At 69.8% G+C, this 23,659-nt stretch carries 18 protein-coding genes; 13 read left to right on the top strand and 5 right to left on the bottom strand.

Annotated elements, in window-relative coordinates; genetic code table 11:
* Nucleotides 1–24: 24 nt before the first annotated feature.
* Both R0232_RS23135 and R0232_RS23130 read left to right on the top strand, forming a co-directional pair.
* Entirely contained in the window at nucleotides 25–1,590 is a 1,566-nt protein-coding gene (locus R0232_RS23135) for a DHA2 family efflux MFS transporter permease subunit (protein ID WP_093339330.1), read from the top strand.
* Nucleotides 1,591–1,669: 79 nt separating this feature from the next.
* The gene (locus tag R0232_RS23130; protein WP_431509546.1) at nucleotides 1,670–2,563 is read left to right on the top strand and encodes a LysR family transcriptional regulator; all 894 of its coding nucleotides are present in this window, start codon (nucleotides 1,670–1,672) and stop codon (nucleotides 2,561–2,563) included.
* Here R0232_RS23130 and R0232_RS23125 read toward each other — a convergent pair.
* Nucleotides 2,548–3,168 carry a cysteine hydrolase family protein gene (locus R0232_RS23125; RefSeq protein ID WP_431509545.1) on the bottom strand — a complete coding sequence of 207 codons (621 nt, stop codon included), beginning with the start codon at nucleotides 3,166–3,168 and terminating at the stop codon, nucleotides 2,548–2,550. The two genes, R0232_RS23130 and R0232_RS23125, sit on opposite strands and share 16 nt — an antisense overlap.
* A 428-nt stretch (nucleotides 3,169–3,596) precedes the next feature.
* On the opposite strand from R0232_RS23125, the gene R0232_RS23120 reads away from it, so the two are divergent.
* The 6 genes from R0232_RS23120 (at nucleotide 3,597) to R0232_RS23095 (ending at nucleotide 9,519) form a co-directional block, all read left to right on the top strand.
* Complete coding sequence (locus R0232_RS23120) at nucleotides 3,597–4,367, top strand: ABC transporter ATP-binding protein (protein WP_208513586.1); 771 nt, start codon at nucleotides 3,597–3,599, stop codon at nucleotides 4,365–4,367.
* A complete protein-coding gene (locus R0232_RS23115) occupies nucleotides 4,367–5,074 on the top strand; it encodes an ABC transporter ATP-binding protein (RefSeq protein ID WP_431509544.1) in 708 nt (235 codons plus the stop codon). Before R0232_RS23120 ends, R0232_RS23115 begins: the two co-directional genes overlap by 1 nt.
* Before the next feature lie 76 nt (nucleotides 5,075–5,150).
* Complete coding sequence (locus tag R0232_RS23110) at nucleotides 5,151–6,347, top strand: ABC transporter substrate-binding protein (protein WP_431509543.1); 1,197 nt, start codon at nucleotides 5,151–5,153, stop codon at nucleotides 6,345–6,347.
* Between the two features lie 56 nt (nucleotides 6,348–6,403).
* A complete protein-coding gene (locus R0232_RS23105; RefSeq protein WP_093356153.1) occupies nucleotides 6,404–7,600 on the top strand; it encodes an ABC transporter substrate-binding protein in 1,197 nt (398 codons plus the stop codon).
* Between the two features lie 45 nt (nucleotides 7,601–7,645).
* A complete protein-coding gene (locus R0232_RS23100) occupies nucleotides 7,646–8,521 on the top strand; it encodes a branched-chain amino acid ABC transporter permease (RefSeq protein ID WP_203201892.1) in 876 nt (291 codons plus the stop codon).
* A gap of 11 nt (nucleotides 8,522–8,532) precedes the next feature.
* Nucleotides 8,533–9,519: a branched-chain amino acid ABC transporter permease gene (locus R0232_RS23095; RefSeq protein WP_431509542.1), complete on the top strand. Its 987-nt coding sequence runs from the start codon at nucleotides 8,533–8,535 to the stop codon at nucleotides 9,517–9,519.
* A 22-nt stretch (nucleotides 9,520–9,541) separates the two neighbouring features.
* Here R0232_RS23095 and R0232_RS23090 read toward each other — a convergent pair whose 3' ends face one another.
* Nucleotides 9,542–10,612 carry a lipocalin-like domain-containing protein gene (locus R0232_RS23090; protein WP_431509541.1) on the bottom strand — a complete coding sequence of 357 codons (1,071 nt, stop codon included), beginning with the start codon at nucleotides 10,610–10,612 and terminating at the stop codon, nucleotides 9,542–9,544.
* Nucleotides 10,613–10,713: 101 nt separating this feature from the next.
* On the opposite strand from R0232_RS23090, the gene R0232_RS23085 reads away from it, so the two are divergent.
* The 3 genes from R0232_RS23085 to R0232_RS23075 all read left to right on the top strand — a co-directional run bounded on the left by R0232_RS23085 (nucleotide 10,714) and on the right by R0232_RS23075 (nucleotide 15,890).
* The gene (locus tag R0232_RS23085; RefSeq protein ID WP_431509540.1) at nucleotides 10,714–13,254 is read left to right on the top strand and encodes a penicillin acylase family protein; all 2,541 of its coding nucleotides are present in this window, start codon (nucleotides 10,714–10,716) and stop codon (nucleotides 13,252–13,254) included.
* A gap of 50 nt (nucleotides 13,255–13,304) precedes the next feature.
* Nucleotides 13,305–14,012, top strand: coding sequence for an O-methyltransferase (locus tag R0232_RS23080; protein WP_431509539.1), 708 nt, complete (start codon nucleotides 13,305–13,307; stop codon nucleotides 14,010–14,012).
* Nucleotides 14,013–14,255: 243 nt separating this feature from the next.
* On the top strand, nucleotides 14,256–15,890 hold the full coding sequence (locus R0232_RS23075) for a carboxypeptidase regulatory-like domain-containing protein (protein ID WP_431509538.1): 1,635 nt from the start codon (nucleotides 14,256–14,258) through the stop codon (nucleotides 15,888–15,890).
* 155 nt (nucleotides 15,891–16,045) lie between these two features.
* Here R0232_RS23075 and R0232_RS23070 read toward each other — a convergent pair whose 3' ends face one another.
* Nucleotides 16,046–18,655 (bottom strand): FtsX-like permease family protein, encoded by a 2,610-nt coding sequence (locus tag R0232_RS23070; protein ID WP_431509537.1) that lies wholly within the window; start codon nucleotides 18,653–18,655, stop codon nucleotides 16,046–16,048.
* 80 nt (nucleotides 18,656–18,735) lie between these two features.
* On the opposite strand from R0232_RS23070, the gene R0232_RS23065 reads away from it, so the two are divergent.
* A complete protein-coding gene (locus R0232_RS23065) occupies nucleotides 18,736–20,178 on the top strand; it encodes a serine hydrolase domain-containing protein (protein ID WP_431509536.1) in 1,443 nt (480 codons plus the stop codon).
* On the opposite strand, the gene R0232_RS23060 is transcribed toward R0232_RS23065, so the two are convergent.
* The gene (locus R0232_RS23060; protein WP_431509535.1) at nucleotides 20,175–20,741 is read right to left on the bottom strand and encodes a DsbC family protein; all 567 of its coding nucleotides are present in this window, start codon (nucleotides 20,739–20,741) and stop codon (nucleotides 20,175–20,177) included. The two genes, R0232_RS23065 and R0232_RS23060, sit on opposite strands and share 4 nt — an antisense overlap.
* Nucleotides 20,742–20,817: 76 nt before the next feature.
* A complete protein-coding gene (locus tag R0232_RS23055) occupies nucleotides 20,818–23,088 on the bottom strand; it encodes an aminotransferase class V-fold PLP-dependent enzyme (RefSeq protein ID WP_431509534.1) in 2,271 nt (756 codons plus the stop codon).
* A gap of 86 nt (nucleotides 23,089–23,174) precedes the next feature.
* Here R0232_RS23055 and R0232_RS23050 point away from each other — a divergent pair, with 86 nt between their 5' ends.
* Nucleotides 23,175–23,651, top strand: a complete 477-nt coding sequence (locus R0232_RS23050; protein WP_203201883.1) for an Lrp/AsnC family transcriptional regulator — start codon at nucleotides 23,175–23,177, stop codon at nucleotides 23,649–23,651.
* Nucleotides 23,652–23,659 lie beyond the last annotated feature (8 nt).

The following is a 23,659-nucleotide window of genomic DNA, read 5'->3' as shown; positions in this document are numbered from 1 at the left end:
TTCCGACCGCTGTCGCGCTGAACCATGGCCACCGCCGCCGCACCCGCCTACGTCGCACCGCCTCCGCTCGAGGGCTCCGCCCGCGTGTGGGGGACGATCGCGCTTTCGGCCGCCACCTTCATGAACGTGCTCGACTCGTCGATCGCGAACGTGTCGCTGCCGGCCATCTCGGGCGACCTTGGCGTGAGCACCACGCAAGGCACCTGGGTCATCACCAGCTTCGCGGTGGCCAATGCCATCGCGGTGCCGCTCACCGGCTTCATGACGCAGCGCTTCGGCCAGGTCCGCCTGTTCGTGGCGAGCGTGATCCTGTTCATGATCAGCTCGCTGCTGTGCGGCCTGGCGCCGAACATGACCACGCTGATCGCGTTCCGCGCGCTGCAGGGCTTCGTCGCGGGACCGATGATCCCGCTGTCGCAGACGCTGCTGCTGTCGAGCTATCCGCGCGCCAAGGCCGGCCTCGCGATGGCCATGTGGTCGATGACCACGCTGGTCGCGCCCGTGATGGGGCCGCTGCTCGGCGGCTGGATCACCGACAACATCTCCTGGCCCTGGATCTTCTACATCAACATCCCGGTGGGCATCGTCGCCGCGGCCATCACCTGGGTGCTGTACCGCAAGCGCGAGAGCCTGACCCACAAGGTGCCGATCGACGCCATCGGCCTCGCGCTGCTGGTGATCTGGGTCGGCGCGCTGCAGCTCATGCTCGACAAGGGCAAGGAGCTCGACTGGTTCCACTCGGCGCAGATCGTCACGCTCGCGGTGGTGGCCGTCGTCGGCTTCGCCTTCTTCCTGATCTGGGAGCTGACCGAGAAGCATCCGGTGGTCGACCTGTCGCTGTTCAAGCGCCGCAACTTCTGGTCGGGCGCGGTCGCCACCGCCGTGGCCTACGGCCTGTTCTTCGGCAACGTGGTGCTGCTGCCGCTGTGGCTGCAGCAATGGATGGGCTACACCGCGACCCAGGCCGGCATGGTGATGGCGCCGGTGGGGCTGCTGGCGATCTTCCTGTCGCCGGTGGTGGGGCTGACCATCGCCAAGGTCGACCCGCGCCGCTACGCCACCTTCTCGTTCCTGGTGTTCGCGCTGGTGCTGTGGATGCGGTCGAACTTCAACACCCAGGCCGATTTCGGGACCATCATGATCCCGACCTTCATCCAGGGCATCGCGATGGCGTTCTTCTTCATCCCGCTGGTGACGGTCACGCTCTCGGGCCTCACGCCCGACCGCATCCCGGCCGCCTCGGGCCTGTCGAACTTCCTGCGCATCACGGCCGGCGCCATGGGCACCTCGATCGCCACCACGCTGTGGGAGAACCGCGCGACGCTGCACCACGCGCAGCTCGCGGAGTCGATCAACCAGGGCAACATCGCGGCCACCAGCGCGATGTCGGGCCTCGCGAGCAACGGCTTCAGCACCGAGCAGGTGATGGGCCAGATCAATCGCCTGGTCGACCAGCAGTCCTTCATGCTGGCCTCGAACGACATCTTCTATGCGTCGGCCGTGCTGTTCCTGCTGCTGATTCCGCTGGTGTGGTTCGCGCGGCCGCAATCGGGCGGCGCGGGCAGCGACGCGGCGGCCGGCGCGCACTGAGTCCGCGCTCGCCAGATCTCGCATCGACCCCCGGGTTTCGCAAGAGGCCCGGGGGTTTCGTTCGCATACAGTCGCGCGCATGGATCAGTTCGCCGCCTTGAAGGCATTTCGCGCCGTGGTCGAGGCCGGCGGCTTCACGGCCGCGGCCGAGGCCATGGACGTCTCGCACACCGTCGTCTCGCGCCAGGTCAAGCAGCTGGAGGCCGCGCTCGGCGTGCAGCTGCTCAATCGCACCACGCGCCGCTTCGCACTCACCGAGGCCGGCCAGACCTACTACCAGCACAGCCGCCAGATCCTCAACCAGCTCGAGGCCGCGGCGCTGGCCGTCGCACGGCACCAGGTCGAGCCCACGGGCCTGCTGCGCATCAATGCGCCGATGTCCTTCGGCCTGGAGGCGCTCGCGCAATGGCTGCCGGCTTTCCTCGAAGCGCATCCGCAGCTCAAGGTCGACCTGGTGTGCAACGACCGCTTCGTCGACCTGATCGAGGAGGGCTTCGACGTGGGCCTGCGGCTGGCCTATGCGCTGTCGGACTCGACGCTGGTCGTCAAGCGGCTCGCCAGCTTCGAGGAGTGGTGGGTGGCCTCGCCCGACTACCTGCGGCGGCGCGGCACGCCGGTCGTGCCCGCCGACCTCGCGGCGCACGAGTGCCTCAACTACTCGCTCGCGGGCAAGGCCGGGCAGCCGAGCTTCACCGCGCGCGACGGCAGCGTGCACACGGTCGAGGTCGGTGGCCGGCTGCAGGCCAACAGCGGCATCGTGCTGCGCACGGCCGCGCTGGCCGGCACCGGGCTCGCGCTCTCGCCGGCCTTCCTGCTGCGCGACCACCTCGCGCGCGGCGAGCTGGTCCGCGTGCTGCCGGACTTCAGCCAGCCGGCGTTGAACCTCTACGCGCTCTATCCGCAGAACCGCCACCTGTCGCCCAAGGTGCGCGCCTTCGTCGATTTCGCGGCGGCGCGTTACAGCGCCGGCTGATCGAGCAGCCGCAGCAACTCATCGGTCGAGCGCACCTCGGCCACCACGTCCGACACGCCGCGCAGCGCCGCGCGATGCAGTTCGCGATGGGCGAGCACGCCGCCGTCCTCCAGGTCGAGGTCGCGCGTCGCGCAGGCATCGCCCGCGATCAGGTTCTGGTAGCCGCGCGGCGCGGCATCGAAGGCGGTGGCCGACACGCACATGTGCGTCATCAGGCCGGTGAGGATCAAGGTGCGGATGCCGCGTGCCTGCAGCTCGGCATCGAGCGAGGTGCCCGCGAAGGCGCTCGGCGTCGCCTTCGTCAGCACCGCGTGTCGCGCGTCGGGGCGCAGTTCGGAATGGATGTGGAAGGCCGCGCTGCCCTGCGCGAAGATCGGGCTGTCCGCGGGCGCGAGGTGCTGCACATGGAACACCGGCATCGCATGCCGGTCCGCCGCCTCGATCAGCCGCCGGGCCTGGCGCAATGCCGGCAGGCCATCGGGGATCGGCATGCGGCCGTCGAAGTACTCGTTCTGGAAATCGATCGCGATCAGCGCCGTGGTGGCGGGATCGAGGCGGGTGGTCGGTTGCGCGCCGGTGAGCGTGCGGATGCTGGGATGCTGCATGGACTTCTCTGTGTGACTGAAGAAGACCGAAGCGTACGAAGCGCGGGCGTGCCGGTGTAGATGCGCCGCCGCACAAGACTTGTGCGAATCGCGAAGGTCGGCGTGCGCGGGCCGAAGCCACCTGCCTGCCGCCGATGGACCGCGGGCGATGCAGCCGCGATGTAGTTCGGAAGTGCGCGCGAAAAAGCAGCGGTCGCGTGCGCGCGGCATGCTGCGGTGCACATGCTTTGTCGTTGCGGCGACAGTGTGCCGATGGCATGCATGCCGGACATGCGTCACCGTTCGAGAAGGTTGCACTGCAGCATAGGCATTTGCCCCAGTATGCAAGCGAGAGGCGCCCCCCAACAATCGGTCCGCGCTCGATGGTGGCGCTGTGAGAACAAACGCATGACAGACTTTTTCGGTCACTACCCGGGCGGCTTCGCGAGATGAGCGACGTCATTCTCGAAACACGCCAGCTCACCAAGGAATTCAAGGGTTTCACCGCGGTCAGCAAGGTCAATCTCTCGGTCGTGCGCGGCTCGATCCACGCGCTCATCGGCCCCAACGGCGCAGGCAAGACGACCTGCTTCAACCTGCTCACGAAGTTCCTCGAGCCCACCAGCGGCACGATCCTGTTCAACGGCCAGGACATCACGGGCGAGCGCCCCGCGCAGATCGCGCGGCGCGGCATCATCCGCTCGTTCCAGATCTCGGCCGTGTTCCCGCACCTCACGCTGCTGGAGAACGTGCGCCTGGGGCTGCAGCGCAGGCTGGGCACCTCATACCACTTCTGGAAGAGCGAGAAGTCGCTCGAGCCGCTCAACGCCCGGGCCCGCGAGCTGCTCGCCGAGGTGGGCCTCGAAGAACTCGCCGAAGAGCAGACCGTGAACCTGCCCTATGGCCGCAAGCGCGCGCTCGAGATCGCGACCACGCTCGCGATGGAGCCCGAGCTGATGCTGCTGGACGAACCCACGCAGGGCATGGGTCATGAGGACGTGCATCGCGTGGCCGAGCTGATCAAGCGCGTGTCGGCGGGCCGCACCATCCTGATGGTCGAGCACAACATGAGCGTGGTCTCGACCATCGCCGACACCATCACCGTGCTGCAGCGTGGCGCCGTGCTGGCCGAGGGCCCCTACGCCGAGGTCTCGAAGAACCCGCAGGTCATGGAGGCCTACATGGGCACTACCGACGGCCAACTGCAGGGAGCCCACTGATGACCGCCGCACTCGAGATCAAGGGCCTGCAGGCCTGGTACGGCGAATCGCATGTGCTGCATGGCGTCGACATGGTCGTGCAGCCCGGCGAGGTCGTGACGTTGCTGGGCCGCAATGGCGCGGGCCGCACGACCACGCTGCGCGCGATCATGGGCCTGACCGGCGCGCGCAAGGGCAGCATCGAGGTCAATGGCCGGGAGACGATCGCGATGCCCACGCACCGCATCGCGCACCTGGGCATCGGCTACTGCCCCGAGGAGCGTGGCATCTTCGCGAGCCTGTCGTGCGAGGAGAACCTGATGCTGCCGCCGGAGCTGAAAGGCGCGGGGCAGGGCATGTCGGTCGACGAGATCTACGCGATGTTTCCGAACCTGGCGGAGCGTCGCCACAGCCAGGGCACGCGGCTGTCGGGCGGCGAGCAGCAGATGCTCGCGGTCGCCCGCATCCTGCGCACGGGCGCCAAGCTGCTGCTGCTCGACGAGATCTCCGAAGGCCTGGCGCCGGTGATCGTGCAGGCACTCGCTCGCATGATCACCACGCTGCGTTCCAAGGGCTACACCATCGTGATGGTGGAGCAGAACTTCCGCTTCGCGGCGCCGCTGGCCGATCGCTTCTACGTGATGGAGCACGGCCGCATCGTCGAGAAGTTCGGCGCCGCGGAACTCGAAGCCAAGATGCCCGTGCTCAACGAGCTGCTGGGCGTCTGAATCCCTTTCCCCTCCCGTCCACAAGACCCCGACGTTCCCGTCCTCATCTCACAAAGATTCTTTCAGGAGACTTCGCATGCAAAAGAAACTCGGCCTCATCGCTGGTGCCATCGCCGTCCTCGCCCTCGCAGCCACCGGCGCGCAGGCCCAGGAAAAGGTCAAGATCGGCTTCGTCACCGACCTGTCGAGCCTGTACGCCGACCTCGAAGGCAAGGGTGGCGCCACCGCCATCCAGATGGCCATCGACGACTTCGGCGGCAAGGTGCTGGGCCAGCCGATCGAGCTGTTGACCGCCGACCACCAGAACAAGGCCGACATCGCCGCCTCGAAGGCGCGCGAATGGATCGACACCGCCGGCGTGACCATGGTCTTCGGCGGCACCAACTCGGGCGTGGCGCTGGCCACGGCCAAGGTGGCCGAAGAGAAGAAGCGCGTGTACTTCAACAACGGCGCGGGCAGCTCGGTGCTGACCAACGAGCAGTGCAGCCCCTACACCATCCACTACGCCTACGACACGGTCGCGCTGGCCAAGGGCACGGGCGCGGCGGTGGTCGACCGCGGCGGCAAGAGCTGGTTCTTCCTGACTGCCGACTACGCCTTCGGCCATGCGCTCGAAGCCGACACCACCAAGGTGGTGAAGGAGAAGGGCGGCTCGGTGGTGGGCTCGGTGCGCCATCCGCTCAATGCCTCGGACTTCTCGTCCTTCCTGCTGCAGGCCCAGAACTCGAAGGCGCAGATCCTCGGCCTGGCCAACGCCGGCGGCGACACCATCAACGCGATCAAGGCGGCCAAGGAATTCGGCATCAACAAGTCGATGAAGACCGCCGGCCTGCTGGTGTTCCTCAGCGACATCCACAGCCTGGGCCTGAAGAACACCGAGGGCCTGCTGCACACCACGAGCTGGTACTGGGACCTGAACGACGACACGCGCAAGTTCGCCAACCGCTTCTTCGAGAAGACCAAGCGCATGCCGACCGACGTGCAGGCCGCCGATTACTCGGCCACCATGACCTACCTGAAGGCGGTGCAGGCGGCCAAGACCACCGATTCCGACAAGGTGATGGCGCAGCTCAAGAGCATGAAGATCGACGACTTCTACGGCAAGGGCCAGATCCGCGCCGACGGCAGCTTCATCCACGACATGTACCTGGTGGAGGCGAAGTCGCCGGCCGAGTCGAAGAAGCCCTGGGACTACCTGAAGGTGCTCAAGACGCTGCCGGGCGACCAGGTCTTCACGACCAAGGCCGAAACCAAGTGCGCGCTCTGGAAGTGAAGAGCGCCTGAGACCGCCCCGCCGAAGAATACGAGACCACCACGAGGATCACCACCATGAAACGCAGCGCCATCGCTTCCGCCTGTCTGCTCGCCACTGCCTTCGTGGCGGCGGGCGCCGCCCAGGCGCAGGACAAGGTCAAGATCGGTTTCGTCACCGACATGTCCAGTCTCTACGCCGACGTGGAGGGCAAGAATGGCGCGGTGGCGATCCAGATGGCCATCGACGACTTCGGCGGCAAGGTCAACGGCCTGCCGATCGAACTGCTGACCGCCGACCACCAGAACAAGGCCGACATCGCGGCTTCGAAGGCGCGCGAGTGGATCGACACGCAGGGCCTGACCATGCTGTTCGGCGGCACCAACTCGGGCACGGGTCTCGCGATGGCCAAGGTGGCGCAGGAGAAGAAGCGCGTGTTCGTGGTCAACGGCGCCGGCACCTCGGCGCTCACCAACGAGCAGTGCAGCCCCTACACCGTGCACTACGCCTACGACACCGTCGCGCTCGCCAAGGGCACGGGCGGCGCCGTGGTGGAGCAGGGCGGCAAGAACTGGTTCTTCCTGACCGCCGACTACGCCTTCGGTGCCGCGCTCGAGGCCGACACCGCGAAGGTGGTGAAGGAGAAGGGCGGCACCGTGGTGGGCGGCGTCAAGCACCCGCTCAACGCCTCCGACTTCTCGTCCTTCCTGCTGCAGGCACAGAACTCCAAGGCGCAGATCCTGGGTCTTGCCAACGCGGGCGGCGACACCATCAACGCGATCAAGGCGGCCAAGGAATTCGGCATCACCAAGTCGATGAAGATGGCCGGCCTGCTGGTGTTCATCACCGACATCCACAGCCTGGGCCTGAAGAACACCGAGGGCCTGCTGCTCACCACCAGCTGGGACTGGAACCTCGACGAACGCACGCGCGCCTTCGGCCGCAAGTTCTTCGACAAGACCAAGCGCATGCCCACCGACATCCAGGCCGCCGACTACTCGGCCACCATGACCTACCTGAAGGCGGTGCAGGCGGCCAAGACCACCGACGCCGACAAGGTGATGGAGCAGATCAAGAAGATGCCCATCGACGACTTCTACGCCAAGGGCACGGTGCGTGCCGACGGCCGCTTCGTGCACGACATGTACCTGATGCAGGTCAAGGCGCCGTCCGAGTCGCGCCAGCCCTGGGACTACTACAAGGTCGTGGCCAAGCTGCCGGGCGACCAGGTCTTCACGACCAAGGCCGAGAGCAAGTGCGCGCTCTGGAAATGACCGACCCCCGCGGGCCCGAGCGGGCCCGCGCCTGCTGAACCCCCTATGACCATTTCCCTTCCCGCCTTGTTGAGCCAGCTCCTCCTGGGGCTGGTCAACGGCTCCTTCTATGCCATCCTGAGCCTCGGGCTGGCCGTCATCTTCGGCCTGCTCAACGTCATCAACTTCGCGCACGGCGCGCTGTTCATGCTCGGCGCGGTGCTCACCTGGATGGCGATGGAATATTTCGGCATCAACTACTGGGTGATGCTGATCGCGGCACCCATCGTCATCGGCCTGTTCGGCGTGCTGATCGAGCGGCTGCTGCTGCGCTGGATCTACAAGCTCGACCACCTCTACGGCCTGCTGCTCACGCTGGGCCTCACGCTGCTCATCGAGGGCGTGTTCCGCTCCATCTACGGCGTCTCGGGCCTGGCCTACGACGCGCCCGAGGCACTCTCGAGCGCCACCGACCTGGGCTTCATGGTGCTGCCCAACTACCGCGCCTGGGTGGTCGTGGCCTCGCTGGTCGTGTGCATCGCCACCTGGTTCGTGATCGAGAAGACCCGCATCGGCGCCTACCTGCGCGCGGGCACCGAGAACCCGCGGCTGGTCGAGGCCTTCGGCGTCAACGTGCCGCTGATGATCACGCTGACCTATGCCTTCGGCGCGGGCCTGGCGGCCTTCGCGGGCGTGCTGGCCGCGCCGGTGATCCAGGTCTCGCCGCTGATGGGCCAGAACCTGATCATCGTGGTGTTCGCCGTCGTCGTGATCGGCGGCATGGGCTCGATCATGGGCGCCATCCTCACCGGGCTGGGGCTGGGCGTGATCGAGGGCTTCACCAAGGTCTTCTATCCCGAGGCCTCGTCCACCGTCGTGTTCGTGATCATGGTCATCGTGCTGCTGGTGCGTCCTGCCGGCCTGTTCGGCAAAGAGAAGTGAGAGCAGGCGGCATGAACATGAAAAAGATCTCCACCGTCTTCTACGGCCTGCTGCTCGTCGCGCTGGTGCTGGCGCCGTTCTTCGGCGCCTACCCGGTGTTCGTGATGAAGCTCTTGTGCTTCGCGCTGTTCGCCTCGGCCTTCAACCTGCTGCTGGGCTTCACCGGGCTCCTGTCCTTCGGCCATGCGGCCTTCCTCGGCGGCTCGGCCTACGTGGCCGGCCATGCGATCAAGGTCTGGGGCCTCACGCCCGAACTGGGCCTGATCGCGGGCACGCTGGTGGGCGCGCTGCTGGGCTGGCTGTTCGGCGTGCTGGCCATCCGTCGCCAGGGCATCTACTTCGCGATGATCACGCTGGCCTTGGCGCAGATGATGTTCTTCGTCGCGCTGCAGGCGAAGTTCACCGGCGGCGAAGACGGCCTGCAGGGCGTGCCGCGCGGCAAGCTGTTCGGCCTGCTCGACCTGAGCAACGACCTGACGATGTACTACGTCGCGCTGGCGATCGTGGCTGCCGCCTTCCTGCTGATCGTGCGCACCATCCACTCGCCGTTCGGGCAGGTGCTCAAGGGCATCAAGGAGAACGAGCCGCGGGCGCTGTCGCTGGGCTACGACGTGGCGCGCTTCAAGCTGCTGGCCTTCGTGATCTCGGCGGCGCTGTCGGGCCTGGCGGGGTCGCTCAAGACGCTGGTGCTGGGCTTCGCGACCCTGTCGGACGTGCACTGGACCGCGTCGGGCCAGGTGATCCTGATGACGCTGGTGGGCGGGCTGGGCACCCTGTCGGGCCCGCTGGTGGGATCGGCCGTGGTCGTGCTGCTGGAGAACAAGATCGGCGAGCTGGGCAACCTGCTCGCGCGCATCACCACCATCGACTGGTTCAACACCCTGGGCGAGTCGGTGACCATGGTCACGGGCCTGATCTTCGTGATCTGCGTGCTCGCCTTCCGCAAGGGGATCATGGGCGAGATCATCGCCTTCATCGATCGGCGCAAGGCCCGATGAAGGCACGGGTGCGGGCGCCGGCCTAGAGCTTCAGCGGCGCCACGTACCCCGTCATCTCCAGGTAGCCGCGCCCCAGGCGCTTGCCCTGGCCATCGAGCAGGTCACTCAGGCCTTCCCAGTACACGCCGCCGGTCGAGCCGCGGCTGTCGAGCTCCTGGTCGTCGAGCAGTGCGCGCACCTCGAACTCGCCCGCGGGCGTGCGCACGCGCCATTGCACGGGGTAGCGCGCCTGCGTGCGCGGGCTGTTCCAGGAGCGGCCGGTCTCGAAGCGCACCTCGTCGGGGCCGAACACGCGCAGCGTGCCGTCGCTCGCGCGGAACGAACCGCCCGACCACAGCGCGCTGCCGTCGGCGCGGCGCAGATGGAAGGCCGTGAGCGCGCCACCGTCGTCGAGGTTCATGCCGATCCAGTCCCAGCCCACGGCCTCGGGGTGCAGCAGCGCCTCGCTCCATTCGTGGTCGAGCCAGGCCTTGCCGCGCACCGCGAAGGGCTGGCCGTCGAGCACGATACGGCCCTGTGCCGCGAGCTGCGGTTCGCTGTAGTAGTAGCTGGCCTGGGCCTCGTCGGGCCCCTTGCGCGAGAGGCCCGCGCGGCCCTGCAGCAGCACCGGCTGGGTGGGCGCGAAGCGCAGCTCGAGCGTGAAGCCGCTGGCGGGAATGCGGGCCGTGTAGCCGTCCGCGCCGCGCAGCAGCGACCAGTCGCGCAAACGCAGCGCGGTGTCGGTTTCGCTGGCCGAAGCGCCGCCGAGGCCCGCGCGCGCGATGCGCTGGTCGTGCCGCAGCGCGCGGCCCTCGAGGTCGGTGACGGCCGCGTGCGCGAACACGAGTTGCTGCGCCGCGAACTTCGAGCGCATGCCCTGCGTGGCGTCGACGCGCGAGCGGAAGAAGGTGACCTGGAAGCCGAAGGCGCGGCCGCCCTCGGCCTGCGCATGGCCCGTGATGTACCACCACTCGGTGCGCAGCTCGGGATGGCTGCCGAAGTCGCGCGGGAACTGCAGCGTGCGCGGCGGCAGGGCCCAGGCGGGCGCGAGGCCTGAAGAGGCGGCGAGCGCCGCGAGCAGGAGGTCGCGGCGCGACAGGAGGGCGGGTGGCATGGCCGCACGAGTCTACAAGCGCCCTCGTCACGCGTTGTAACCCGCGCGCGGGCGAAAGCGATTACCGTGGGCCGGCCCATAAAAAGAAGGAGACGAGATCCATGAAGCGCACGCCCAGCCCGCGCACTGTCGCGCGGCGCATCGCATCCCCCCGTTCCGGTTCCCTCGCCCTGCGGCTTGCGCCGCTGGCCGCGCTGCTCGCGCTCGCGGGCTGCGCCTCGGGACCGCCCGCCGAAACACCGCAATCGACGAGTACACCGTCGCGCGCGCCCTCGTCCTTCGCCGTGCCCGGCCTCGAGAAGCCGGCCGAGGTGCTCGTCGACCGCTGGGGCGTGCCGCACCTCTACGCGGGCACGCTCTACGACGCCTTCGTCGCGCAGGGCTTCATCGCCGCGCGCGACCGGCTCTGGCAGATGGACCTGTGGCGCAAGCGCGGCCTCGGCGAGATGGCGCAGGACTTCGGCCCCGCCTGGGTCGAGAGCGACCGCGCCGCGCGTGCCGTGCTCTACCGCGGCGACATGTACCGCGAGTGGCTGGCCTACGGCTCCGATGCCAAGCGCGTGGCCGAGGCCTTCACGGCCGGCGTCAATGCCTACGTGGCGCAGGTGCGCGCGCAGCCCGACCTGCTGCCGCCGGAGTTCAGGCTGCTCGGCTACCAGCCCGCGACCTGGTTGCCCGAGGACGTGGTGCGCATCCGCCACCATGGCCTCACGCTCAACCTCACGTCCGAGATCGAACGCGCGCGCGCCTACTGCGCGGGCGGGCCCGGCATCAAGGCCGACTGGCTGCGGCGCGAGCTCGACCCGCCCGTCAACCCGCGCGTGCCGCCCGGGCTCGATCCCTGCACCGTGCCCGCCGCCGAGCTGCGCGCGGCCTATCTGCGCGCCACCGAGGCACCGCAGTTCACCAAGGCCAACACGCTATTGCCGCAGCAGGGCGCGGGCCCCGGCAGCTTCGCGGTGTCGCAGGCAGGCGACGAGGCACGGGCCGAGCAGGGTGACCCCACCGCCGCCTACGGCAGCAACAACTGGGTGATCGCGCCCAAGCTCAGCGCCACCGGCCGGCCGATCCTCGCGAACGATCCGCACCGCGCGCACGGTGCGCCGAGCCTGCGCTACATGACGCACCTGAGCGCGCCGGGCATGGATGCCATCGGTGCCGGCGAGCCCTTCCTGCCGGGCCTGTCGATCGGCCACAACGGCACCATCGCCTTCGGCCTCACGCGCTTCTACATGGACCAGGAGGACCTCTACGTCTACCAGCTCAATCCGCGCAATCCCAACGAGTACCGCTACCAGGGCCGCTGGGAGCCGATGCTGCGCGTGACCGAGCGCATCGCGGTCAAGGGCGAGCGCGTGCCGCGCGAGCTGGTCAACAGCTTCACGCGCCACGGGCCGGTGCTGCTGTCGGAGCCCGGCAAGCGCCGCGCCTATGCGTTGCGCGCCGCCTGGCTCGAGCCGGGCATGGCGCCGTACTTCGGTTCGATGGACTACATGCGCGCGCAGAACTGGGACCAGTTCCGCGCCGCCATGAACCGCTGGGGCGCGCCCGGCGAGAACCAGGTCTATGCCGACCGCAACGGCAACATCGGCTGGATCCCCGGCGGCCTCACGCCGATCCGCCCGAACTGGGACGGCCTGATGCCGGTGCCGGGCGACGGCCGCTACGAGTGGTCGGGCTTCCGCAACGGCGACGAGCTGCCCTCCGAGTTCAATCCCGCGCGCGGCTACGTGGTGACCGCGAACGAGAACAACATCCCGAGCGAGCATCCGGCCGCGAAGAAGGGCATCGGCTACGAATGGAGCGACGCGGCGCGCGCGCGGCGCCTGAAGGAGCTGTTCGCTGCGAAGGTGGCCGCGGGCCAGCGCTTCACGCTCGAGGATTCGCAGCGCATGCAGAACGACATCGTCGCCACGCCGGCGCAGCGCCTGCTCAAGCTGCTCGCGGGCCTGGGCAGCAGCGATGCGCAGACCGCGGCCGGCCTCGCGCTGCTGCAGGGCTGGGACGGCACCATGGACCGCGACAGCGCGGCCGCCGCGCTCTACGAGGTCTGGAGCAGCAAGCCGCTGCGCCAAGCCGTGCTCAAGGCCGGCGCGGGCGAATCGGCCGTGCAGTACGCGCTGCCGGGCGACAACACGCGCATGGTCCTGCTGCTCGAGAACCCGTTCGGCTGGGTCAGCAACGCGCAGCGCGATGCGATGCTGGTGCAGACCATCGCGCCCGCCATGCAGGAACTGAGCAACAAGCTCGGCCCCGACCCCGCGGCCTGGAAGTGGGGCGCGCTGCACCGTGCCGAGTTCCGCCATCCGCTCGGCGGCATCGTCGATGCGGCCACGCGCAGGAAGCTCGACGTGGGCGACTGGCCGATGTCGGGCTCGGCCTTCACGCCGATGGCCGCGAGCTACCGCGCGAGCGACTATCGACTGACCTCGGGTGCGTCCTTCCGCATGGTGCTCGACGTGGGCAACTGGGATGCCTCGCGCGTCATCAACACGCCGGGCCAGTCGGGCAACCCCGACAGCCCCAACTACCGCGACCTCGCGCCGCTGTGGCTCGAAGGCAAGTACGTGCCGCTGGTCTATAGCCGCGCGGCCGTGGAAAAGGAAACGGTGGAGCGGATTCGTTTGACGCCCGCGCCGTGAAGCCGCGCAGCGGAGCCTAGACTGCGCTTTTTTTGCATCGGGCCCGCACCATGACCTTCGACGAACTCCAGCGCCGACTCGCCGAGGTACCGGCGCGCCACAAGGAGATCTCGGTCATCGCGAGCCTCGACGACGAGCCCGCGCGGCCCAGCGCGCGCCTGCTCGACATCGCGCTGCGCGCCGCCTCGGCCGCGCGCGAGATCGCGCTGAGCGTCTACGACGGCCGCCCCTCGAGCGAGCCGCACTGGTTCGACACCTGGCCCGGCGAGCACTACCGCCTGCTCGCCGCGCTGGTGCGCACGCTGAAGCCGATGCGCGTCGTCGAGATCGGCACCTTCACCGGCATGGGCACGCTCGCGCTCGCGCAGGAATTGCCCGCGGGCGGCAGCGTGACCACCTTCGACCTGCATCCCTGGCACGGCTTCGAACAGACCTGGCTCGCGCCCGGCGATTTCGAGCACGGGCGCGTGCGCCAGGTGCTGCACGACATCTCCGCGCCCGGCGGCATCGAGGCGCATCGCGCGCTGTTCGAGGCGGCCGACCTGGTCTTCGTCGACGGACCCAAGGACGGCCACACCGAGGCAAGGATGCTCGACAACCTCGCCACGCTGAGATTGCCCGCGCATGCGCTGGTCGTGTTCGACGACATCCGCGTGATGAACATGGTCGCGACCTGGCGGCGCATCGCACGGCCCAAGCTCGATCTCACGTCGTTCGGCCATTGGAGCGGCACCGGCCTGATCGACTGGAACGCTTAGCGCAATCGGGTTGCATCGCCCGATCGCGGCGATGAACGCGTGCCGCGAAGTCTTCCGTATTCACTTCCCCTTGTCGCATGCAACGCTGTTGCATGCGCATGACTTTTGGCACTGTTTGATGCGATGCGCGATGCATACGCTCGGTCCCCTTCGATGCATGGCCCGAGATGCCGCGCATCGGAATCCGACGCCGCTGCATTGCAGCCGCACTCATCGATCAGTTGCTACAGAGGGGGAGAACCCATGAGATTCAAATTTGCAATGGCCGCCGCGGCGGTCGCATTGGCCGTCGCCGCGTGCGGCGGTGGTGGCGGCGGAGGCTCCGGCTTCGCGTTCCTGCCGCCCGGCCAGAACGGCGGTGACCCCGGCGGTCCCGGTGACCCGGGCGGCCCTGGCGGCCCCGGCACGCCCGCACGCAAGGATGCGAAGGTCACGGGCCGCGTCACCAATGCGCTCGACGGCGCCGGCATCGCGCAGGTCAAGGTCACGGCCGGCGGCGTCAGCGCCACGACCGCGGACGATGGCTCGTACACGCTCGAGGGCATCACCAACGGCGCCTCGGTGCTGCTGAGCTACGAGAAGAACGGCTTCGCACCGCAGAGCCGTTCGACCGCCGCGCTCGCGCCGGCCGAGGCCAGCACCGTCATCAACATTCCGATGCTGCCGGTGGCGTTCAGCGACACCTTCAACCCGGGCGCCGCGCGCGACCTCGCGGTGCCGGGCTCGACCGCCATGGTGCGCCTGCCCGCCAATGCGCTGCGCCGTGCCGACGGCAGCGCGCCCACCGGCCAGGTCACCGGCCGGCTCACGCCGATCGCACCCGCGACCAACGTCAACCTGATGCCCGGCAACTACCTCGCGGCCACCAGCGGCGACCCCGCGGCGATGGAGAGCTTCGGCGCGCTCGACGCCAGCTTCGTCGATGCGGACGGCGCACCGCTGCAGCTCGCGCAGGGCGTGAGCGCCACCGTGCGCATCGCGCCGTCGTCGCGCAGCGCCGCGCTGCCGCCGACGGTGCCGCTGTTCTTCTACAACACGGCCACGGGCCTGTGGGTGGAAGAGGGCAGCGCGAGCCTGCAGGGCACCGCGCCCAACCAGTACTATGAAGGCACGGTCACGCACTTCACGACCTGGAATGCCGACCAGATCTACAACACGGTGCGCGTCAACGGCTGCGTGCAGAACGCGGCGGGCGAACGCGTCGCGGGTGCGGTCGTGGTCTCGGAAGGCAAGTCGTACAGCGGTGCAGGCTCGGCCATCACCGATGCGGAAGGCAAGTTCTCGGTGTCGGCCAAGCGCAGCAGCGAGGCCTTCGTGGTGGCGAGCAAGAACGCCGAGCTCTCCAATGCGGCGAATGCCACGCTGGGCGAGCAGGACCTCACGCTCGACGGCTGCCTCACGCTGACGAGCTCGGCCATGTCGATCAAGCTGACCTGGGGCGAGAAGCCGTACGACCTCGACGCGCACACGATGGGCGCGAACGTGGGTGAAGAGGTCTACTTCGCCGACAAGGGTTCGCTGGCGACCGCACCGTTCGTGGGCCTCGACGTGGACGACGTGGACAGCTTCGGTCCCGAGTACACGACCTTCGCGAAGCTGGCGCGCAACCGCACCTACCGCTTCTTCGTCGACAACTACTCGCGCACCTACGAACCCGGTCAGACCGGATCGCCCGCACGCGTGGAACTGAGCAATCGCGGTGCCCAGTCGGTCTTCTCGCCGCCGGCGGGCGAAGTCCCGGACTCGACGCGCTACTGGCACGTCTTCGACCTGCGCACCGACGACAACTGCAACGCCACGGTCGTGCCGGTCCAGAAGTTCCTGGCGAACAAGCCGCCCGAAATCAACACCGACGCGAACGCCCAGTACTGCAACTGAGCGGCATGAACGACGGCCGGCGCGAGCCGGTCGTCTTCAGCCGAAAAAGAAAAGGGAGCAGGGGGAAAAGGCGCGCAGACAAAGCGCCGGCAGGCACGGGACCGCGGACATCCGCAGGTCGCGTGCCTGTTTTTTTTGCCCGCGCGAAGCGGCGCCTACCAGTCTTCCTTCACCGCCAGCACCGCATCCTTGCCGGCCGCGGCGCGCCCCGCCATCCACGCGGTGACGGTGCCCGCGGCCACCACGGCCGCGCACAGCGCGAGCAGCCGGCCCCAGGGCAGCAGCAGGTCCATGGTCCAGTGGAAGCTCTGCGGATTGACCACCTTCACCAGCACCACCGACACCGCGAGGCCCAGGCCCAGTCCGGCCACCGCGCCGATGGCGGTCCAGGCGGCGCCTTCGCCGGCCACCACCGCGAGCACCTGCGCGCGCGTGAAGCCCAGGTGGGCGAGCAGGCCGAATTCCTTGCGCCGCGCGAGCACCTGCGCGCTGAAACTCGCGGCGATGCCGAACAGCCCGATCGCGATCGCCACCGCCTGCAGCCAGTAGGTCACGGCGAAGCTGCGGTCGAAGATGCGCAGCGAGACCGCGCGGATCTGGCCGACGGATGCGATCTCCACGTCCGAGCCCGCGCGTTGCGCCGCCAGTGCGCGCACCGCTTCCTGCACCGCGCCTTCCGAGGCGCCGGGCGCGAGCCACAGCGCGATGTCGCTGACGTCGCGATCGCCGGTCAGGCGCTCGAAGTCGCGTGCCTCGATCGCGATGGCACCGAACTGCCGCGCATAGTCGCGCCACACGCCGGCCACGAAGAAGGTGGCCGGTGCGCCGCCCGCGGCGGGCGCCAGCGCGTTCGACAGCGGCGCGAAGCTGCTGCCGGGCCTGGCGCCGTAGAGCTCGACCATCGGCTCGCTCACGTAGATGCCGATCTGCCCCTCGGGCACCGGCAGCGCGCCGCCCACCAGCGGCAGCGCCTGCGCCACGCCGCCTTCGAGGTGGCGCGAGATCAGGGTCACCGCGGGCTGCGCCGTATCGAGCTGCAGCGAGCGCGTGCGCAGCGTGCCGCTGCGTTCCACGCCGGGCAGCCGCGACAGCGCCTGCACGAGCTCGGGCGCGAAGGTCGCGGTGTCGGTGCTGCTCTCGGCGCCGCTGTTGCCGCCGCGCCCGCTCAAGGTGGCGCGCACATAGAGGTCGGCCGGCAGCACGATGTCGAGCCAGTGCGTGACCGAGTCGCGAAAGCTCGCGACCATCACCGTGAGCGCGACCGCGAGACTGAGGCTCGCGACCACGCCGCTGACCGCCACCGCCGCGGTGCCGCGCATGCGGCGCGCGCGCTCGATCGCCAGCATCGGCAGCACGCGGCGCGACAGCAGTGGTGCGATGCGGTCGTAGAGCAGCGCGATCAGCCAGGGCAGCGCGGTGATGCCGCCGACCAGCAGGCAGGCCACCGACAGGTAGGCCGCCACCGGCACGCCGCGGATCGCGGGCAGGTTGGCGAGCGCCACGCCCAGCGCGATCAGGCCCAGCGCCAGCCAGTGGCTGCGGCCCTGCGCGGGCGGCGCGCCCAGGCCCTTGAGCGTCTGCGCCTCGGGCAGCGCCTGCGCCGCGCGCGCGGGCCACCAGCCGCCCACCAGCGCGGCCGCCACGCCGAGCGCGCCGTAGAGCAGGGCCGAGGCGCTGCTCCAGTGCAGCGTGGGCGCCACGCCCTCGAAGTAGCCGCCGCCGAGGTCGCCGCCGAGCACGCGCAGCGCGACGTCGGCCAGCGCGGTGCCGAGCGCGAGCCCGGCCACGCTGCCGATCAGCCCGAGCACCAGCGACTCGGCCAGCACCAGCCGCAGCCGCTGGCGCGGCGTGAGGCCCAGCACGCCGAGCAGCGCGAACTGCTGCGCGCGCTTGGCGACGCTGAGCGCGAGCACCGAGAACACCAGGAAGGCGCCGGTGAACAGCGCCACCAGCGCCAGCACCGTGAGGTTGACGCGGTAGGCGCGCGAGAGGTTGCTCACGCGCTCGGCCGAATCGCCGGGCTCGGCGAACTGCAGGCCGGCGGGCCAGCCGGGCGTGGCCTGCAGCGCCGCGATGAAGGCCGCGCGGTCCGTGCCGGCGGCCAGCCGCAGGTCGATGCGGCTGAGCTGGCCGAGCCGGCCGAAACGCTCCTGCGCGGTGGCGATGTCCATCACCGCGATCGCGCCGCCGCCGGCCGCCACGTGGCCGGCCACGCGCAGCCGCTGCCAGTCGGCGCCGCTGCGCAGCTGCACGCTCTCCTCGGCACCGGCCGGCGCCTGCGCGGGCAGGCCGAGCGCGCTGCGCGCGGCGGCGTTGAGGAACACCAGGCCGGGCGCGAACAGCGCGAAGCGCTCGGCGTTCGCATCGGGCTGCGGCATCAGCGCCGGCGCGATCGCGGGCAGCGCGAGCGCGTCGACGCCGATCGCGCGCAGCGGCACCTGCCGTTCCTCGCCATCGGGCGTTGCGGCGACCAGCGCGAGCGCCTGGAACTCGAGCACCGGGCTCGCCAGCGTCACCTGCGGACGGCGCGCCAGTGTCTCGAACACCGCCTCGTCGAAGCCGCCCTGCGGCGCGCGCAGCTCGAGGTCGGGCTGGCCGTTGACCGAGCGCACCGCGCTCGAGAACTCGTCGAGCGCCGAGGCGTTGATGAGCTGCACCGAGAACGCGAGCGCCACGCCCAGCATCACGGCCAGCACCGCCGCCGCGTTGCGCCAGGGGTGGTGGCGCAGTTCCTGCCAGGAGAAGGTGGTGAGCAATGCACGCATGGGGCGATTGTGGCGGGGCGGGGCAAGGCCTTCGCGGCGTGGCACCATCCGGGCCTGTGTCCCTGCCCGAGGAATCGACGATGCGGCTTCTCTCCCGCGGCCCCCAAGCCTCGCTCCGGCGCCTGGCGCTGCTGTCCATGGCCTCGGCGCTGGCGCTGCTGCTGGTCGGCCCCGCCGCCGCGCAGTCGCCGCCCGGCGCCGCGCTCTCGCTCGCGAGCGACCCGGCCCTGATCGCGCGCACCGCGCTCGACGCCGAGCGCGGCACCGTGGTGGTGGGCCTGCTGCGCGGCGGCAAGGCCAGCTACGGCGCGGCCTACAACCCCGAGCCGCCCACGCCGCCGCGCGCGCTGTCTTCCGAGAGCGCCGAGCAGCCGATGTTCGAGATCGGCTCGGTCACCAAGGTCTTCACCGGCCTGCTGCTCGCGCAGGCGGTGGAGCGCGGCGACATGAAGCTCGACGACAACCTGGGCCAGCTGATGGCCGGCAAGATCAAGGCGCCGCTGTCGCCGGCGGTGGCCTCGGTCACGCTGCGGCAGCTGGTGACCCACACCGGCTGCATGCCGGTGATGGCCGACGGCGTGACCGGCGGCCCGGCGCTGGCCTCGCAGATGCGCGCCTTCGAACGCCAGGAGCTCTACGACGCGCTGCCGCGCATCAAGCTGCTGGGCGCCGCGCCGCCCTGCGCGGGCGCGTACAGCAACTACGGCATGGCGCTGGTCGGCCTGCTGGTGGCCGACCGCTACAACACCACCTGGAGCGAGCTGGTGCGCGCGCGCATCACCGAGCCGCTGGGCATGAACGACACCGTGATCCTGCTCGGCGACAAGGCCTCGCGCATGGCGCCGGCCTTCGCGGGCGACCGGCGCCAGTCGCTGCTCGACATGAAAGCCTATGCGCCGATCGCCGCGCTGCGTTCCACCGCGGCCGACATGATGGTCTTCAGCCGCGCCATCCTCGCCGGCGCCAGCGGTCCTTTCGGGCCGGCCGCGGTGCGGCTGCTCACGCCGCTGGCCAATTACGAGGGCGCCGAGATCGGCTATGCGGTGATGGTGCGCGGCGCCGAGGGCGCTCGTCGCACCTACTACCACGCGGGCGTCACCGAGGGCTACCGCACCCTGTGGCTGCTCGCGCCCGACACCGGCGAGGCCATGATCCTCCTGAGCAGCAACACGCGCGCGCCGCTGCAGCGCGTGATGCTGGCGATCGGCAAGAGCCGCTATCCGGTGCCCACGGTCGAGGTGCCGGTCGATGCCGACCGGCTGGCCGAGTACCGCGGCGAGTACCGCGTCACGAAATCCAAGTCGCTCGACTTCACCGTGCGCGGCGGCCGCTTGCTGGTGCGCGAGAGCGGCCGCGGCTACAACCCGCTCAAGCCGATCGGCACCGACCGCTTCACGGTGGGCGAGATCGGCGCGCAGGTCGTGTTCCAGCGCGAGGGCGGGCAGGTGGTGGGCGTGACGCTGTCGCAGGGCGGCGCGCAGGTCGTCGGGCGCAGGGTGCGCGAAGGCGCGCTGGTGGACTAGCTGGTGGGCTGACGTCGGTCGGCGGCGTCGAGCAACTGCTCGATCCACGCCGCCCGTATCGCGCCCGGCACGCGCGTGCCGTCGCCGAAGATCAGCGTGGGCGTGCCGCTCACGTCGTAGCGCTTGCCCAGCGCCGCGTTGCGCTGCAGCGCCGGGGCATCGCAGCGACCCGCGGGCGCGCCGGGGTCGATGCCCTTCTCGATCCATTGCTCCCAGTTCATGGCCGGTCGGGCGCTGCACAGGATGTTGCGCGCCTTGGCCACCGATTCCTCGCCGAGCACCGGATAGAGGAAGACATGGACGGTGACGTTGCCGATCGCCTTCAGGTCCTTGTCGACGCGCTGGCAGTGGCCGCAGCGCGGATCGGAGAAGACCGCGATGCGGCGCTTGCCGTTGCCATGCACCAGCGTGATCGCGTCCTGGAGCGGCAGCTTGTCGAAGTCGAAACCCTCGATCTTCTTGAAGCGGCCCACGACATCGTCGCGCCGCGTCTGGGCATGGCCGATGGTGGCGGTGGCGCCCCAGGTGCAGGTGGCGAGCAGAAGGCGGCGGCGGAGGTTCATCGAGACGGTCCCTGACATCGTTGTGAGCGTGGATGCGGTTCGGGCGCGCGGCGAAGGTTCCCGGACCGCGTGCGCATCAATGCACTGCGTCGTGCAAGGTGCGCATTTCGTCCGCGGCATGGCGCGGCCACAGCGCGAGACCGCCCGCGAGGCTCCAGGCCTGCGCATGGCCGAGACGGCGCAGCGCGCGTGCCGCCTGCGCGCTGCGGTTGCCGCTGCGGCAGAAGAACAGGATCGGTGTTTCGTTCGGCAGCGCCAGCCAGTCGGGCAGGGCGTTGAGCAGCCGCGAGAGCGGCACGGCCTGGCGCCGTGCGGCGTCGAGCACGCCGGGCTGGCCGAGCCGCTGCTCGTAGGGCTCGCGCACGTCGACCAGCAGCAGGCCCGGATGCTTGCGCAGCAGCGCGGCCGAGGCCTCGGGCGACAGCTCGGGCGTGCCGCTGCCGGCGCAGCGGTCGACCCGCGCGCCGCAGGCCATGGTCCGGTACTCGGTGAGCCCGAGGTCGCGCTCGAGCGCCGCCTTCGCGCTCGCGAAGCCCTCCGCGTCGAGGTGGCCGTCGAGCACGTCGTCGAGCAGCGGCTGGGCCATGCGCTCGGTGACCAGCGTGCTCGCGAAGCGGTCGTCGTAGTCGTGGCCCGGCAGCAGCAGCGTATCGGGCTTGAGGGCGCGCTGCAGCTTCAGCAGCGACGGGCCGAAGGCCAGCGGCCGGCTCTGCGCGAAATCGCTGCGGCCCAGCGCGCCGGGCATCACGGTGTCGCCGACGAAGGCCAGGCGCAGCCCCTTGGCGTCGCGCAGCAGGTAGACGGTGGAGTCGGCGGTGTGGCCCGGCACGGCCAGCCGCGTGAGGCGCAGCGCGCCGAGCGCGATCTGCGTCGCGCCTTCGGGCCAGCCGAGCGCGTCCACCGCGCCCGGTGCCAGCTGCTGCGCCGGCACGGCGGCGCGCAGTTCGGGCCCCGAGGAGGCATGGTCGCCATGGCTGTGGGTGTCGAGCACGGCCGCCAGCGTGTAGCCGTGGCAGCCCAGCCATTGGGTCAGCTGCGCATTCAGTTCGGGCAGCGGATCGATGACCACGCAGCGCCGGCTCTCGGCATCGGCCAGCAGGTAGCAGCAGGCGCCGTCCACCACGAAGCGGGTCAGGCGCTCGGGTGGCTGCGCCTCGTTCTGCGGCACCGGGCCCAGGCAGCTCTGGCGCAGCGACTCGCCGCAGGCGCGGATGCGCGCGCAGGCCTCGTCGATGAAGGCATCGTCGCTGGCCGGGCCGAAGGACAGCCGCACCGCCGACGCGGTCTGCCAGGCGGGCAGCCCCATCGCCTCGAGCACGTCGCTGGGCCGGGCCTTCGCCGCGCCGCAGGCCGAGCCGCCGCTCACGCGCATGTCGGCCGCGTCGAACAGGTCCAGCAGCAGCTTGGAGCTCAGGCCCGGCACCGAGAAGTTCAGCGTGGTCGGCAGGCACAGCGCGCTCGGCGCATTGAAGACCAGGCCCGGGAAGGCCTCGGCCAGCGCGGTGGCCAGGCGATCGCGGCAGGCCGCGAGCGCATCGGCGCGGCGGAAGGTGAAGCCCTCCTCGAGTGCGCCCAGCACCGCGCCGAGTGCGGCGATGCCCGACATGTTCTCGGTGCCCGAGCGCAGCGAATCCTCCTGGCCGCCGCCGGCCATCAGCGGCGTGAAGGGCGCGCCCTCGCGCACGTAGAGCAGGCCGATGCCCTTGGGCGCATAGAGCTTGTGGCCCGAGAAGGGCGCGTAGTCGATAGTCCGCTCGCCCAGGCGCAGCGGCAGCTTGCCGAGCGCCTGCACGCTGTCGACCATCCACAGCGCCGGGCTGCAGACCAGCGCGGCCGCGATGCCGTCGAGGTCGCTGACCACGCCGGTCTCGTTGTTGGCGGCCATGGTGCAGACCATGCCGGCGCGCGGCGCGTGCGCGCGCAGCCAGTCGAGGTCGTGGCGGCCGTTGCGGCCCACGGGAATCGCCAGCACCTCGAGGTCGAGGCCCAGCAGCGCGTTCCAGTGGCGCAGCGCCTCGGGCACGGCCTTGTGCTCGGTGGCGCCGTAGAGCAGCAGCTCGGGCACGCTCTCGCCGGCCTGGCGCCGCGCGCGCAGCGCGTTCAGGGCCGACAGCACGGCGGTCTGGATGCCCTCGGTCGCGCCGCTGAGGAACAGCAGCCGCCCCTTGGGCGCGCCGATCGCGCGGCGGGCGCGCTCACGCACCGCGTCCATCAGCGCCCGGGCCTTGAGGCCGGTGTTGTGGATGCTGCTGGGGTTGCCGAAATCGCCGGCCATGGCGGCCAGCGCGGCGTCGCGGGCCTGGGGCAGAACGGGGGTGGTGGCGTTGGCGTCGAGGTAGATGTCCATGCCTCGATTCTGCGAAGCCGCGACAGGAAAAGGCTTGCGTTGTAGACTCGATTTTCCTGGGTTTTGAGAATCAGATTCTATTTTTCATGGCAAAGATAAAATTGGACGCCATAGACAGGAAGATTCTCGAGCTGCTGCAGCTCGACGCCGGGCGCCAGATCGCCGAGCTGGCGAGCGAGGTCGGCCTGTCGCAGACGCCGTGCTGGCGCCGCATCCAGCGGCTCAAGGAGGCCGGCGTGATCACGCGCAACGTGATGCTGGTCGATCCGCAGAAGGTCAACGTCGGCGTGACGGTGTTCGTCGCCGTGCGCACCAGCACCCATACGCAGGCCTGGTTCGATCGCTTCAAGGCCGTGGTCGACGTGATCCCCGAGATCGTCGAGTTCTATCGCATGAGCGGCGAGATCGACTACCTGCTGCGCGTGGTGGTGCCCGACATCGCGGCCTACGACAAGGTCTACAAGCGGCTGATCGCCGATACCGAGCTGTTCGACGTCAGTTCCAGCTTCGCGATGGAGGAGATCAAGTTCACGACCGCGCTGCCGCTGTCGTACGCACAGTAGCGAAGGGA

The sequence above is a fragment of the Variovorax sp. DAIF25 genome (genome assembly GCF_050711835.1).
Lineage (GTDB): Bacteria > Pseudomonadota > Gammaproteobacteria > Burkholderiales > Burkholderiaceae_C > Variovorax.
This window is presented reverse-complemented; position numbering and strand designations above follow the sequence as displayed.

Coding starts and splice junctions, on each gene's coding strand:
- R0232_RS23100 (WP_203201892.1), top strand. CDS start 7,646: ATGACCATTTCCCTTCCCGCCTTGTTGAGCCAGCTCCTCCTGGGGCTG.
- R0232_RS23085 (WP_431509540.1), top strand. CDS start 10,714: ATGAAGCGCACGCCCAGCCCGCGCACTGTCGCGCGGCGCATCGCATCC.
- R0232_RS23135 (WP_093339330.1), top strand. CDS start 25: ATGGCCACCGCCGCCGCACCCGCCTACGTCGCACCGCCTCCGCTCGAG.
- R0232_RS23115 (WP_431509544.1), top strand. CDS start 4,367: ATGACCGCCGCACTCGAGATCAAGGGCCTGCAGGCCTGGTACGGCGAA.
- R0232_RS23105 (WP_093356153.1), top strand. CDS start 6,404: ATGAAACGCAGCGCCATCGCTTCCGCCTGTCTGCTCGCCACTGCCTTC.
- R0232_RS23120 (WP_208513586.1), top strand. CDS start 3,597: ATGAGCGACGTCATTCTCGAAACACGCCAGCTCACCAAGGAATTCAAG.
- R0232_RS23055 (WP_431509534.1), bottom strand. CDS start 23,088: ATGGACATCTACCTCGACGCCAACGCCACCACCCCCGTTCTGCCCCAG.
- R0232_RS23090 (WP_431509541.1), bottom strand. CDS start 10,612: ATGCCACCCGCCCTCCTGTCGCGCCGCGACCTCCTGCTCGCGGCGCTC.
- R0232_RS23080 (WP_431509539.1), top strand. CDS start 13,305: ATGACCTTCGACGAACTCCAGCGCCGACTCGCCGAGGTACCGGCGCGC.
- R0232_RS23060 (WP_431509535.1), bottom strand. CDS start 20,741: ATGAACCTCCGCCGCCGCCTTCTGCTCGCCACCTGCACCTGGGGCGCC.
- R0232_RS23050 (WP_203201883.1), top strand. CDS start 23,175: ATGGCAAAGATAAAATTGGACGCCATAGACAGGAAGATTCTCGAGCTG.
- R0232_RS23130 (WP_431509546.1), top strand. CDS start 1,670: ATGGATCAGTTCGCCGCCTTGAAGGCATTTCGCGCCGTGGTCGAGGCC.
- R0232_RS23095 (WP_431509542.1), top strand. CDS start 8,533: ATGAACATGAAAAAGATCTCCACCGTCTTCTACGGCCTGCTGCTCGTC.
- R0232_RS23070 (WP_431509537.1), bottom strand. CDS start 18,655: ATGCGTGCATTGCTCACCACCTTCTCCTGGCAGGAACTGCGCCACCAC.
- R0232_RS23110 (WP_431509543.1), top strand. CDS start 5,151: ATGCAAAAGAAACTCGGCCTCATCGCTGGTGCCATCGCCGTCCTCGCC.
- R0232_RS23065 (WP_431509536.1), top strand. CDS start 18,736: ATGCGGCTTCTCTCCCGCGGCCCCCAAGCCTCGCTCCGGCGCCTGGCG.
- R0232_RS23075 (WP_431509538.1), top strand. CDS start 14,256: ATGAGATTCAAATTTGCAATGGCCGCCGCGGCGGTCGCATTGGCCGTC.
- R0232_RS23125 (WP_431509545.1), bottom strand. CDS start 3,168: ATGCAGCATCCCAGCATCCGCACGCTCACCGGCGCGCAACCGACCACC.